This window comes from Marinobacter sp. L-13, assembly GCF_056857715.1.
The window spans coordinates 149,136-162,949 of record NZ_JBSXNQ010000059.1 but is presented as its reverse complement, the minus strand read 5'-3'; the positions used below and the strand labels follow the sequence as shown (position 1 = coordinate 162,949).

The 13,814-nt window shown below is 55.5% G+C and carries 11 protein-coding genes; 7 read left to right on the top strand and 4 right to left on the bottom strand.

The genetic code is table 11. The annotated features are described in order from the left end of the window. Nucleotides 1-103 precede the first annotated feature (103 nt). Nucleotides 104-1,924, top strand: coding sequence for a phosphogluconate dehydratase (gene edd, locus AC13DD_RS14260; protein WP_482931314.1), 1,821 nt, complete (start codon nt 104-106; stop codon nt 1,922-1,924). Next, entirely contained in the window at nt 1,921-2,886 is a 966-nt protein-coding gene (locus AC13DD_RS14255; protein ID WP_482931313.1) for a glucokinase, read from the top strand. Before edd ends, AC13DD_RS14255 begins: the two co-directional genes overlap by 4 nt. Before the next feature lie 21 nt (nt 2,887-2,907). On the opposite strand, the gene AC13DD_RS14250 is transcribed toward AC13DD_RS14255, so the two are convergent. After that, nucleotides 2,908-3,648 (bottom strand): nitroreductase family protein, encoded by a 741-nt coding sequence (locus AC13DD_RS14250; RefSeq protein WP_088556982.1) that lies wholly within the window; start codon nt 3,646-3,648, stop codon nt 2,908-2,910. A gap of 92 nt (nt 3,649-3,740) precedes the next feature. Between AC13DD_RS14250 and AC13DD_RS14245 the strand changes: the two genes are divergently transcribed. Beyond that, nucleotides 3,741-4,349: a uracil-DNA glycosylase family protein gene (locus AC13DD_RS14245; protein ID WP_104270048.1), complete on the top strand. Its 609-nt coding sequence runs from the start codon at nt 3,741-3,743 to the stop codon at nt 4,347-4,349. 10 nt (nt 4,350-4,359) lie between these two features. On the opposite strand, the gene glpD is transcribed toward AC13DD_RS14245, so the two are convergent. Both glpD and AC13DD_RS14235 read right to left on the bottom strand, forming a co-directional pair. After that, nucleotides 4,360-5,889, bottom strand: coding sequence for a glycerol-3-phosphate dehydrogenase (glpD, locus tag AC13DD_RS14240; RefSeq protein WP_008174629.1), 1,530 nt, complete (start codon nt 5,887-5,889; stop codon nt 4,360-4,362). A gap of 181 nt (nt 5,890-6,070) precedes the next feature. After that, nucleotides 6,071-6,829, bottom strand: coding sequence for a DeoR/GlpR family transcriptional regulator (locus tag AC13DD_RS14235; RefSeq protein ID WP_008174631.1), 759 nt, complete (start codon nt 6,827-6,829; stop codon nt 6,071-6,073). Between the two features lie 204 nt (nt 6,830-7,033). Between AC13DD_RS14235 and glpK the strand changes: the two genes are divergently transcribed. Beyond that, entirely contained in the window at nt 7,034-8,506 is a 1,473-nt protein-coding gene (gene glpK / locus AC13DD_RS14230) for a glycerol kinase GlpK (RefSeq protein ID WP_008174634.1), read from the top strand. Between the two features lie 25 nt (nt 8,507-8,531). On the opposite strand, the gene AC13DD_RS14225 is transcribed toward glpK, so the two are convergent. Further along, nucleotides 8,532-10,412, bottom strand: a complete 1,881-nt coding sequence (locus AC13DD_RS14225; RefSeq protein WP_104270049.1) for a sigma-54-dependent Fis family transcriptional regulator — start codon at nt 10,410-10,412, stop codon at nt 8,532-8,534. Between the two features lie 332 nt (nt 10,413-10,744). Between AC13DD_RS14225 and AC13DD_RS14220 the strand changes: the two genes are divergently transcribed. The 3 genes from AC13DD_RS14220 to AC13DD_RS14210 are packed head-to-tail and all read left to right on the top strand — an operon-like array spanning nt 10,745 to nt 13,805. Then, nucleotides 10,745-11,839, top strand: a complete 1,095-nt coding sequence (locus AC13DD_RS14220; RefSeq protein WP_482931312.1) for an ABC transporter ATP-binding protein — start codon at nt 10,745-10,747, stop codon at nt 11,837-11,839. After that, entirely contained in the window at nt 11,839-12,939 is a 1,101-nt protein-coding gene (locus AC13DD_RS14215) for an ABC transporter ATP-binding protein (RefSeq protein WP_482931311.1), read from the top strand. Before AC13DD_RS14220 ends, AC13DD_RS14215 begins: the two co-directional genes overlap by 1 nt. After that, nucleotides 12,939-13,805, top strand: a complete 867-nt coding sequence (locus tag AC13DD_RS14210) for a carbohydrate ABC transporter permease (RefSeq protein ID WP_053112341.1) — start codon at nt 12,939-12,941, stop codon at nt 13,803-13,805. The genes AC13DD_RS14215 and AC13DD_RS14210 overlap by 1 nt, the downstream gene beginning before the upstream one ends. The last annotated feature ends 9 nt before the right edge of the window (nt 13,806-13,814 follow it).

Here is a 13,814-nt window from a genome sequence, read left to right as displayed (position 1 = left end):
AAAAAAGAAGAAATGAACGATTAACCGGTGGAAATGCCAAAAAAAGGAAGTAAAATTACGTCTAAAAACGACCACTCTAATAAATTACGCAATGGAGCCCACCATGCACCCGACCGTAGATAAGGTTACCCAGAGAATCATCGAGCGCAGTCGCCCAACGCGGCAGGATTACCTGAACCGCATGAATGCCCTCAAAGCCCAGTCTCCACACCGGAGCTCTCTGTCCTGCGGCAATCTGGCCCACGGTTTCGCGGCCTGTAATCAGGGCGACAAAGACACCCTGAAATTCATGAACAAGGCCAACGTGGCCATGGTAACGGCCTATAACGATATGCTTTCGGCCCACCAACCCTACGAAAAGTTCCCGGATATTATTCGGGAGGCGGCCCGTGGAATGGGGTCGGTGGCTCAGGTGGCCGGGGGTACGCCGGCCATGTGTGACGGCGTAACCCAGGGCCAGCCGGGTATGGAGCTGAGTCTGTTCTCCCGGGACACCATTGCCATGAGTACGGCCGTGGCCCTCAGTCACAACATGTTCGATGCCACGCTGCTTCTGGGGATCTGCGACAAGATTGTGCCTGGCCTTCTGATCGGCTCGCTGAGCTTCGGCTATCTCCCTACCATTCTGGTCCCCGCAGGGCCGATGCCTTCAGGGCTCCCGAACAAGGAAAAGCAGCGGATCCGCCAGCTTTACGCCGAGGGCAAGGTTGGCAAGGAAGAATTGCTGGAGGCCGAGAGCAAGTCCTATCACAGCCCCGGCACCTGTACGTTTTACGGCACCGCCAACAGCAACCAGCTGTTGGTGGAAGTCATGGGCCTGCATATGCCGGGGTCGGCGTTTGTGAACCCCAATACGCCGCTCCGTGATGAGCTTACCCGGGCGGCGACCGAGCAGGTGATCAGGCTGTCCAAGCCTCACGGTGGCGAGCTGGGTCTGGGCGATATGGTGGATGAAAAGAGCATCGTCAATGCTCTGGTGGCGCTGCTGGTTACTGGCGGTTCCACCAATCACACCATTCACTGGATAGCGATTGCCCGGGCGGCGGGGATCATCATCGACTGGAACGACTACGCCGAGCTTTCCTCCGTGGTTCCGTCCATGACCCGGATCTACCCTAACGGGCAGGAAGACGTGAATGCTTTCCACGAGGCTGGCGGAACGCCGTTCCTGATCAGGGAGCTGCTGAGCGGCGGATACCTGCATAACGATGTGAACACAGTGGTTGGCTATGGCCTTGAGCGCTATACCGAGATGCCGGAGTTGTCGGATGAGCAACTGGTGTGGAAGCCAGCGCCGGAAAAAAGCCTTCGCCCGGATGTGCTCAGCCCGGTTGCCGAGCCGTTTGCACCCGATGGTGGGCTGAGGGTGCTTGATGGCAACCTTGGTCGGGGCGTTATCAAGGTCTCTGCCGTTGCCCCGGAGCACCGTAAAGTTGAAGCGCCCGCCGTTGTGTTCAACGACCAGAACGAACTCAAGGCAGCCTTTGAGGCGGGAGATCTGGACAGGGATTGTATTGTGATCGTCCGTTTCCAGGGTCCCAAGAGCAATGGCATGCCAGAGCTGCACAAGCTTACCCCCTACCTTGGCGTGTTGCAGGATCGCGGATTCAAGGTTGGTCTGGTGACGGATGGCCGTATGTCCGGTGCGTCGGGCAAGGTACCTGCGGCGATCCATGTCTACCCGGAGGCGCTGGACGGTGGCCCGCTGGCCAAGGTCAAGAATGGCGACATGGTTTGTCTGGATGCCGAAAGTGGTGTTCTTGCCATCCGCGTGGATGATCAGGACTTCGCCAGCCGGGAATCTGAAAAAGCGGACTTGAGCGGATATCATCACGGCTACGGTCGGGAGTTGTTCGGCTGGATGCGTCGCGCTGCCAGCAATCCCGAGGAAGGGGCCAGCTTTTTCTGGAATCACGAGGCATGACAGCAACACACTATTCACTGGTCGGTGATATTGGTGGCACCAATGCGCGTTTTGCACTGGTAGAAGAGGGAACCGTGCAGCCTCGCGCCATCAAGATTTTGCCCTGCGGAGAATATGCGAACCTCGATGACGCAGTGCGGGATTACCTGGCTAGGGTTGGGGTTTCGGAGGTCGACGGGGCCTGTCTGGCTGTTGCCTCACCGGTTCGCGGGACCCAGGTTCGGATGACCAACAACCACTGGCTTTTTGATACCGAAGAAGTTCGGGCACAGTTTGGCTGGTCCAGGTTCAAGGTGATCAACGATTTTACCGCCATGGCCCTCGGCGTTCCTCACGTTGCGAACGACCATCTGGTGCATGTTTGCGGCGGCCCCGGTGACAGCCGGCGCCCCAGGCTGGTGATGGGTCCGGGAACCGGGCTCGGTGTTTCAGGGTTAGTGCCCATCGAGCATGGCTGGGTGCCGTTGATGACCGAGGGTGGCCACGTGGATTTCGCGCCCACGGACGATGCCGAAATGTCTGTGCTGCGGATTCTGAAGGCCCGGTTTGGCCGGGTTTCCGTGGAACGGATTCTGTGCGGTCAGGGCTTGTTGAACCTGTATCAGGCCCATGCAGAGATTCAGGGCGTTGCGGCGCCACTGGATGCGCCGGAGAAAATCACCGCGGCTGCGGTAGAAAACACTGACAGGCTGGCCCGCCACACGCTCAGCCATTTCTGTGAAATTCTCGGTCGGGTAGCCGGCAATGGCGTTCTGACCCTGGGTAGCACGGGCGGTGTCTTCCTGTGTGGCGGAATCCTGCCCCGTTTCCTCGAGTTCTTTCTCGAAAGCCCGTTCCGAAATGGCTTTGAGGATAAAGGAAGAATGCGCCCGCTGCTGGAGTTTACACCTGTCTATGTAGTCACCGAGCCCTACACCGGCCTGCTGGGGGCTGCCGAGGCACTGGGCAATCCGGAGGTCTGAGGCCGGATTGCCATTGCCGGATCAGAGGTAATGCACCAACTGGCGCTGATCAAAACGGTACTGGCGGTTATAGACGCCGTTTTCTGCTCGTCGGCCGGCTGCCAGTACCATGGTTACCAGTCCTTTTCCGGGCAGATTAATCAGCTTCTTCACTCGATGCTCGTCAAAACCCTCCATGGGGCAGGAATCATACCCGTGGGCGCGGAGCGCAAGCATGAGGTTCTGGGCAGCCAGGGCTGTGGATTTGGTAGCCCAGATTTTCATCTCGCAATTGGAGTAGGGCCCCCGGGGCACCGGCCTGGTAATTCCCACCGCAAGGCCTGCCGCTTTTTTCGCTAAACCCAGAATACCAAGCGGCCCCTGGTTGTAATGAATGGGGGCGACTTTACGGTAGTATTTTTCGACGATGGGCGGCAGTTTTTCTTCTGGCCAATCCTCAAGAGCTTGCCGTGCATGAGCCCGCCAGCTATCCGGTCGGGCAACCACTACGATCAGCGCAGCGGCGGTTTTCGCTGCATTCTGGCCAAGACAGGCGTGGGCGAGTTTTGCCTTGAGCTCCGGCGTGCGGACAACGAAAAATTCCCAGGGCTGAAGGTTACTGGAATTCGGAGCCAGGGTTGCCAGTTCCAGGCAATCCTCAAGCACGGCCTCAGGAATCGGCTCATCGGTGAAGCGCCTGATGGAGCGGCGCGTGCGAACAACTTTCCGGAACTCTTCGATATCGATTTCCGGCAGCGGGAGAGAGCCTGCTTTCGCATTCATGATGTGTCCTTCGAGACTTGTTGTGTCGTGATTGTGCCTCTATCGTTACGGGAAATGACGGTATATGCAATCACCCTGATAACGGAACACTCATGACAGAGGACCTTTCCCGGCTTCCCTTCGATGACCTCGTTCGGCGCGTGCGGGCGTGTACGATTTGCGCCGACGTCCTTCCACGCGGGCCGAGGCCTGTCATACAGATATCTGAAAGCGCCAGAATTCTCGTAGTCGGGCAGGCTCCGGGCAGGCGCGTGCATGAAACCGGGCTGCCCTTCAACGATCCCAGCGGCGATAGGCTTCGGCAATGGATGGGGGTTACCCGGGATACCTTCTATGACGAGCAGAAGCTCGCGATCCTGCCGATGGGGTTTTGCTATCCGGGTACCGGAAAATCCGGGGATCTTCCGCCGCGGCCGGAGTGCGCGCCAGCCTGGCGCAATTTACTGTTGGATCATCTGCCAGACATAGGTCTGACTCTTGTTATCGGGCAGTATGCGCACACCTGGCATCTGCCGGACTGTCGTCAGTCCGTAACGGCCAATGTTGAGCATTGGCAGAAGTATTGGCCAGAGATAGTCCCAATGCCTCACCCCAGCCCAAGAAATAACCTCTGGCTGCGTCGGAATCCATGGTTCGAAGACGAGGTTGTGCCCCAGCTGCAACAAAGAGTTGCCCTGCTTCTTGGGCCGGAGCAACAGTGACCGGAGGGGTTCAGGCGCTGTGATGGAGCGAAGTCTTGCGAGTGTCGGCACAAGCGCTTTTCATCAGGTAGCGGTCCAGTGCTTCCACATCCGCGTCGCTCGAATAAAGTCCCTGTTTAGTACGACGCCAGAGAATATCCTCCGAGGTCATCGCCCATTCGTTCTTTATCAGGTGCTCGACTTCCCGTTGATAGAGGGTTCCTGCGAAGTGTTCGCCCAGATCGTCCATTGAGTGGCAATTATGGAGAATGTCGTAACTGGTTGTGCCGTAGGTACGCACATAGCGACTGATCACCTTCTCGGAGAGCCAGGGAAAATCACGTCTGAGGGTTTCTTCCAGTGCTTCATGATTGGCAAAGTCTCCGCCCGGCAAAACACCAGTCTTGGTCCAGCGACCGCCGGCTTCCGGGAAGAACTGGCACAGCTTGTCCGTGGCGGCTTCGGCCAGTTTGCGATAGGTGGTGATCTTGCCTCCGAATACCGAAATCAGCGGCGCCTTACCTTTTTCACTATTGACCTCAAAGGAGTAGTCCCGTGACGCTTTCTGGGCATTCTCCTGTTCATCGTCCATCAGGGGCCGCACGCCAGAGTAGGACCAAATCACATCCGAAGGCTCCAGTTGCCGCTTGAAATGGGAGTTTACGATGTTCAGGAGATAGTCGGTTTCTTCAGGTGAGATCTTTGCTTTTTTCGGGTCGCCTTCATAATCGACGTCGGTGGTGCCCACCAGTGAGAATTCGTCCTCGTAGGGAATGACGAAAACGATCCGCTCGTCCTCGTTCTGAAGGATATAGGCCTCGGTGCCCTTGTTCATGCGCGGTACCACAATATGACTGCCTTTCACCATGCGAATCATCTTGGGCGCCGGCATTGAAAGAGTCTCACCGAACAGTTTGCTTACCCAGGGGCCAGAGGCATTCACAATAGCCTTCGCCGATACCGTTTTTTCGGTTTCGTTGGTCATATCACGAAGTGTGACCTCCCATTCCTTTGAGCCCTGTTCTGCCTTGACGCATTTGGTGCGGGTCAGTATCTGTGCGCCAAACTGCTGTGCTTTCTTTGCGGTCAGCACCACGAGACGGGCATCGTCTACCCAGCCGTCCGAGTATTCAAAGCCTTTGGTGATATCGGGCTTCAGAGGGTCCTTCTCATCAAATTTGATCGAGCGGGAGCCCGGAAGGATTTCCCGTTTTGCCAGATGGTCATAGAGAAACAGGCCGGTGCGAATCATCCAGGCTGGCCGCAGGTGAGGGCGGTGAGGCAGCCGGAAACGCATGGGCCACATGATGTGTGGTGAGTTGCGAAGCAGAGACTCGCGCTCGGCTAGGGCTTCCCGGACCAGGCGAAATTCATAATGTTCCAGGTACCGCAGCCCACCATGTATCAGCTTGCTGCTGCTTGATGAGGTGGCTGAGGCCAGGTCATTCATTTCGCAAAGCAGAACTTTCAGTCCCCGTCCCGCCGCATCCATGGCAATGCCCGTGCCGTTGACTCCGCCACCAACGACGATAACGTCAAACTGCTCATGCTCCATAGCCATTGTTGGTCATCTCCTGACGACTCTGAAAAGGCGCTTTGTTGCGATGCGCACTTTTCAGTGTTCAATATGCGGTATATCGCTATTATGCGAAAGGCATATATATTCGTAAAGGAAAAAATAGAAAAAAAACGAAAAACGTAGCGCGATCACCTTTTCGCAGAGGGGAACAAGCGAAAAACTATTAAACGATATGGAGCTGAGCGTTGTGTTCGTTCAGCAACTGACGGATTTCTACGGGAGGTTGCTGATCCGTAAACACATGATCGGCCTGGGAAATGTTACCGAGACGGACCATGGCATTTCGTCCGAACTTGGAGTGGTCGGCAGCAAGAAGGACCTGGTTGGAGTTGGCGATGATTGCCTGAGCGACTCGGACTTCGCGGTAATCGAAGTCGAGGAGGGAACCATCATTGTGAATACCGCTGATTCCAATGATGCCGAAGTCCATCTTGAACTGATTGATGAAGTCCATGGTAGCTTCACCGACAATTCCGCCATCACGGTTGCGCACCTCTCCGCCAGCGATGATTACATGGAAATCTTCTTTGGCCGAAAGAATGGACGCAACGTGCAGGTTGTTGGTAACTATCTGTAGGTTGTTCTTCTCAAGCAGAGCCTTAGCGATGGTCTCGGTGGTGGTGCCGATATTGATGAACATGGAGGAGTTGTCAGGGATGAGCTCCACCAACGCTTGTGCAATTCGTTCCTTGGCTTCCAGATCCATTATCTTTCGAGCCTGGTAGGCGGTGTTGACTGTGCTGGAGTCAATGCCTGCTCCGCCATGGTGTCTGCGGAGCTTTTTCTCCTTGGCGAGTTCATTCAGGTCCCGGCGGATCGTCTGGGGCGTTACCTTGAATTGGTCCACCAGCTGTTCGGTCGTGACAAAACCGTTCTGCTGGATCAGCTCCATAATAAGATCCTGTCGGCGACGCTGTGCCATGAAAGCCTCCTCCGCTTTATCATTTTTCTCATGCGAAATACTGTGCGTCCGAAAACAGTTTTAAAGCTTAGTAGTTTTCAGCGGGTTATGCAGCTTCTTTAAAAGGTTCGGCGAGTTGGACGCGCGCTTTAAGTGAAAACTACTTGGAATTTATGTTCAAAAAAGCAAAAATGCGAAAAAATAAGAAACCCAGGTCGAAATACCATGAGTCAGTACATACTTTCCATCGATCAAGGTACAACCAGTTCCCGTGCCATACTCTTTGACCTACTGGGCAACATACACGCTATCCGCCAACAAGAGTTTCCCCAACATTTCCCGGCAAGCGGCTGGGTTGAGCACAATCCGGAGGATCTCTGGTCATCGGTTCAGCAGACCTGTGACGCGGTAATGGCCGAAGAGTGTGGTGATTGCGGTAAAGTGGTTGCCGTAGGCATCACCAACCAACGCGAGACCACGGTAGTCTGGGATCGGAATACCGGAGAGCCCGTATACAACGCTATCGTCTGGCAGGACCGGCGAACCGCCTCCTACTGCGAGTCCCTGAAACGTGAAGGGCTCGAACCCTGGGTCAACAGCAAGACCGGTTTGCTGATTGATCCTTATTTCTCGGCCACCAAGATCCGTTGGATTCTGGAAAATGTCGACGGAGTGCGGGAACGAGCGGAGCGCGGTGAGCTCGCATTCGGTACCGTCGATAGCTTTTTGTTGTGGCGACTAACCGGTGGCCGAGAGCATCGCACTGATGCGACCAATGCCAGCCGTACGATGCTGTTCAACATTCACAACCAGAAATGGGATCCGGAGCTCCTGGAGCTTTTCGGCATTCCCGAATCGCTGTTGCCGGAGGTGATGGACTCTGCCGATCAGTTCGGAGAGATCACAGAGGGTGGAGCCCTTAACGGAACCTCGGTGCTCGGTATTGCTGGAGATCAACAGGCCGCTCTATTTGGTCAGACCTGCTTCGGCATTGGCATGGCGAAGAGCACCTACGGAACCGGTTGTTTCCTGATGCTCAACACTGGGGACAAAGCTTTGCAGTCGAAACACCGCTTGCTCACAACGGTGGCCTATCGGCTGAACGGTAAGCCTACCTACGCCCTGGAAGGCAGTATTTTTATCGCGGGCGCAACCATTCAATGGCTGCGAGACGGACTTCAGCTAATCCGGAATGCTTGTGAAACAGAGCCGCTCGCAGAGGGTACGCCCATGGACCACGGAGTATATCTGGTGCCAGCATTTACAGGACTCGGCGCGCCCTATTGGGATCCCAATGCAAGAGGCGCCATTTTCGGTCTTACCCGCGATACCGGTATAAAAGAGATTGTCACGGCGGGCCTGCAGTCTGTTTGCTATCAGACCAAGGATCTGCAGAAAGCCATGGAAAAAGACGGCATTCGCCCGGTCAACCTCAGAGTTGACGGTGGCATGGTGGCCAACAACTGGGTGCTCCAGTTTCTGGCTGACATTCTCGGTGCGAGGGTGGATCGCCCGTCGTTGGTTGAAACTACTGCGCTGGGCGCTGCCTACCTAGCCGGCCTGAAAGCCGGAGTCTATGGCTCTCTTGAGGAACTCTCGGATCTGTGGTGCTGTGACCGGAATTTTGAACCAGTCATGACGAAGCAGAACCGGGACAAGCTTTACGATGGCTGGATCCAGGCAGTTCAGAAGCTTTGACGATACGATGTTGCGGAAACGCGGTTTAGCGAACCCCTAATTCCCGAAGACGCTTGTATAGTGTGTTTCGGCTGATGGCCAGCTCTCTCGCTGCCTGTGACACGTTGCCAGTGCACTTGCGGTACACCTTGAGAGTTGTGGCGAGTGGATCCTCCTGTTCAACCTCAACGCCCGGGGCTCGTGGTTCCGCTATCCGTGGATCGGATTCCTCGCCTGCGGCGGTCTCGAATTCTGCAAGAAAGTCTTCCGGTAAATGCCATACCTGCACATCTTCCCCGTCAGCAATGGCGATCGCCACCCGCAACACGTTCACCAATTGGCGGATATTACCCGGCCAAGGGTGGTTCTCAAAGGCCGAAAGCACTTTAGGAGACAGCTGTTCCGATTGACCAGGGTCACGGTGTCGGGAATAGAGGTTCTGTATCAGCAGCGACCTGTCGGATCGGTTTCGGAGCGCAGGGAGTTCCACGCATAGCCCGTTGATCCGGTAGTAAAGGTCCGCCCGGAAATGGCCGCTTTCGATACGTGTGCCCAGTGGTTGGTTGGTTGCGGTAACCAGCAGAATATCAACGGGAACGCTGTCGGTAGAACCCACTGGCGTAACCAGCCGTTCCTGGAGTACCCGTAGCAGCCTGGATTGGGCCGACAGGGGCATTTCGCCAATCTCATCAAGAAACAGGATGCCTTTGTGGGCCTTTCGAATAAAGCCCAGCGAACCCTGCGCCCGGGCGCCGGTGAAGGCGCCGGCTTCGTAACCGAACAGCTCCGACTCAACCAGTTCCGGCGGAATGGCCGCGCAGTTAACCGCGACCAGTGGTTGATCCTTTCGGTGGGATGCCCGGTGAAGGGCCTTGACCAGCACTTCCTTGCCGACCCCTGTCTCGCCGGTGATAAGAACCGGGACACCCCGCTGAAGTACTTTGAGACTTTGTGTAGCGCAACGCTTTACTGCCGAATCACCGAACTCCAGGTTGTCGATACCCAGCAGCTCATCTGAATAGCAGCCCTCGTTCGACTGAGATAACCGATCGATCCGATTCGGGTTTTCGTTAACCCTTGTAGGGCGTTTGATCCTGGCGCTCAGTCGCACCTTGCTGCGAGTGGTCAGTTGCAAGGTTTCAGTTTCTGGATGCTCAAGAATTTGATGCCGGCGGCTCGTAAATAACTCATCCAGGCGGGCCTCGACGGTATTCATTCCCAGTAACTGGTCCGCTCGCTGGTTGCTTGCAATGATCTTTCCGAAATCATCGCAAACCAGGATGCCCGACCAGGGGCTGTCAAAGTTATCCGCCGTGGTGTTCAGGGTAATCTGAAAATGATCGGGGCCAAACTGACGTTTGATGAGACGATTTTCGACAGATTGTGAAAGTAGCCGAACCATGCCGAGGGTGTGGGCCTGTGGCAGGTAAGCGTCGCTGAATACGCTGAGAACCCCTGCAATCTGCCTGTGAGCACCGAAAATGGGTGCCGCAGAACCAATGATGCTCCGGTTCGTTTTCAGAAAATGTTCGTTTCGCTGAATCTGGACGGGCGCACTAACAGCAATAGAGGTGCCAATGGCGTTCGTACCGCAATTCTGTTCTTGCCAGTTCGCACCCGCCTGGAACCAGGGTTTCAGGCGGGTCTCGGTGATACGTTCATCACCCCAGCTGTTCAGTACCGTGGCATGCTGATCGGCAAGCAGAATGAGGCATCGGCTGCTGGAAAGTACGTTCCGGTAGTAGGGGAGAACCTCAGCCTCGGTCACCGAGAGCAATTCGCTGTACTGGCGGTTTATTTCCTCCAGTCGGGCAGATTCCGGCATAAGCGGTGTTGGCTCATGGTCGTGTTCAAGGCCCCAGGCAATACAACGGTTCCAAGAATCGGCAATAACGCTCCGGTAATCCGCATATTCGTTTTTTCTCATCAGTCGTCACTCAAGCATTCGTTCGTTGTTTTGGTCGACATTCGAGCAGCTTACGCGGGCAATTGTGCCAAAGCTGATGCTCAATAATCTGTGCAAATGCTGTTCAGGTCAATGTTCAGTTTGAACACAATATTGCTAAACGAACATTTTGGTTTTCGAATGAGAAATTTGCATGTAGAGAAAAAGCTTTTTAAAACAACGTTATAAGCGAATCAATTTCTTTGCTTGCGCAATGTGGTATGTCCTTTGCGTAGAGAGTTCGAAATCGAATTTGCGCGGCTGATTTACGTCGGTCTCGAAGCGCGTTTCCACAAGAACAAAAAGGAAAGCCTATGTCCTTAACACTGGAGAATCTCTCCCGTGAGGTCGACGGCGTCGACTACATACGGGATGCCAACCTCACCTTCGAGGCAGGCTCTTTTAATGTTCTGCTCGGCCGGACACTGGCCGGAAAGACCTCGCTGATGCGACTGATGGCCGGGCTGGACAAGCCCGATAACGGCCGTCTGATCTACAACGGTGAGGACGTCACAGGGCAGAGCGTGCAGAGCCGCAACATATCGATGATCTATCAGCAGTTCATCAATTACCCAAATCTGACCGTCTACGAAAACATCGCCTCGCCGCTGCGGCTGGCGAAGATGGCGGAGTCCGAGATTGATCGCCGGGTAAAGGAAACGGCGTCCATGCTTCGGATTGATCCATTGCTCAAGCGCTACCCACTGGAACTGTCGGGTGGCCAGCAGCAGCGGACCGCCATGGCCCGGGCCCTGGTAAAGGATGCCACCCTGGTGCTATTCGATGAGCCCCTGGTTAACCTCGACTACAAGCTGCGAGAAGAGCTTCGGGCGGAACTGCGGGACCTGTTCCGCGAGCGCCAGTGCATTGCGGTGTACGCCACCACGGAGGCCAATGAAGCCCTGGCACTCGGTGGCACTACCACACTGTTGCACGAGGGCCAGGTGGTTCAGACCGGGCCGGTGATGGATGTCTACCGCGCACCTGTGAACACGCTTGCTGCACAGTTGTTCAGTGAACCCCCGATGAACATGATTCGAGGCCGGGTGTCCGAAACCGAGGTGACCTTCGACGAGTACTCCCACCATGCACTCACGCAGGAGCTGGCGAAGCTGAAACCCGGCGATTACTGGTTCGGGATTCGTCCCAGCCATATTGGCCTGGTTCCCACCAGCGATGATGATCTGGAAATGTCCATGGAGGTGGAGCTCAGCGAGATCAGTGGATCCGAAACCTTCATGCATGTGGAGAACAGTCACTTCGAAATGGTGTTGCAGTTGATGGGCGTGCATCAGTACCACACAGGTTCGCCCATCAAGGTGTACCTGCCGATCAACAAACTGTTCGTCTTCGACAATAACGAGCAACTGGTGCACACACCGTCCCAGGTTTCAGGAGGGTCTGTCTGATGGCTGAAATTCAATTGAAGTCACTTGCCCACAGTTACAGTGACAGGCCGGAAGGGCCGGATGATTACGCCATCCGTCAGCTCGACCACGTCTGGCACAAGGGTGGGGCGTACGCACTGCTGGGGCCGTCCGGTTGCGGCAAAAGCACCATGCTGAACATTATTTCCGGCCTGGTTCAGCCCTCCGAGGGCGATGTCCTGTTCGACGGCAAGCGGGTTAACGAGCTGTCCCCACGAGACAGGAACATTGCCCAGGTTTTTCAGTTTCCGGTCATTTACGACTCCATGACTGTCTACGACAACCTGGCGTTTCCCCTCAAGAACAACAAGGTGCCCGCGTCCAAGATCAAAGCCCGCGTTCATGAGATCGCCGAAGTCCTGGAAATCGAGGACAAGCTCTACAAGAAGGCGAAGAATCTGACCGCGGATGAGAAGCAGAAGGTCTCCATGGGGCGTGGCCTCGTGCGGGAGGACGTTTCTGCGATTCTGTTCGATGAGCCACTGACGGTTATCGATCCGCAACTCAAGTGGAAGTTGCGCCGCAAGCTAAAGCAGATTCATGAACAGTTCGACATCACCATGGTGTATGTCACCCACGACCAGCTCGAAGCCTCCACCTTTGCCGACAAGATTGCCGTGATGTACGGCGGGCAGATTGTTCAGTTCGGTACCCCAACCGAGCTATTCGAGCAGCCCAATCACACATTCGTGGGGTTCTTCATCGGTAGCCCCGGCATGAATCTCGTCGAGGTTCAGCGGTGCCCACGGGGTGTGTGCTTCGGAAGCACGGTTGTAGCACTTCAGCCCTGGCAGGTTGATGTCCTGAAGCGGACCAGATCCACCAACATCAAGATCGGAATTCGGCCTGAATTCGTGGAAGTGTCACCGGTTGCCTCGGACGACACCTTCGAGGCCGAAGTTCTGGATGTGGAAGATCTGGGCACCTACAAGATTGTTACCGTTCAGCTTGATCACGAGAACATGAAAGTCCGGCAGAGCGAGGACTTCGCCGCATCGATCGGCAGCCGGGTTCATCTTTCGTTCCCGAAGCAGTGGCTGAAGCTGTATGTGGATGAATTCCTGGTACAGGAGCAACAGTGATGCAAAAGGTACAAAACAACAAAGCCTGGTGGCTGGTGCTGCCGGTATTTCTTCTCGTTGCCTTCTCGGCGCTGATTCCCCTGATGACCGTGGTGAATTACTCGGTCCAGGATATTTTTGGCCCGGGCCAGGCGTTCTTCGTGGGCACGGAGTGGTTCAAGGAAGTGCTGACCGACGAGCGCCTGCAGGACTCCCTGATTCGCCAGTTCATATTTTCTGGTGCGGTACTTCTGATCCAGATACCTCTGGGTATCGGAGTCGCCCTGATGATGCCCAAATCCGGCATCAAGGGCTCGCTCTGCCTGATTCTTCTGGCCATTCCGCTGCTGATTCCCTGGAACGTAGTTGGCACCATCTGGCAGATCTTCGCCCGGGGCGACATCGGTCTGTTCGGTTGGGGCATCAATCAGCTGGGGATTGATTACAACTATACTGGCGACACCCTCGATGCGTGGCTGACGGTTCTGCTGATGGACGTCTGGCACTGGACGCCGCTGGTCGCCTTGCTCTGCTACTCCGGGCTGAGGGCGATTCCGGAGGCCTTCTATCAGGCGGCGGAAATTGACCGTGCCTCGAAATGGGCGGTGTTCCGGTATATCCAGCTGCCCAGGCTCAAGAGTGTTCTGATCATCGCAGTGCTGTTGCGGTTCATGGACAGCTTCATGATCTACATTGAGCCGTTTGTGCTTACCGGTGGCGGCCCGGGCAGCTCCACAACCTTCTTGAGCCAGACACTGACAACCATGGCAATCGGGCAGTTTGATCTGGGTCGCGCGGCTGCGTTCTCGCTGATCTACTTCCTCATTGTATTGCTGATTTCATGGCTCTTCTTTACCGCCATTACGCACGCCGACAAAGAAAAATAAGGAGAGTGT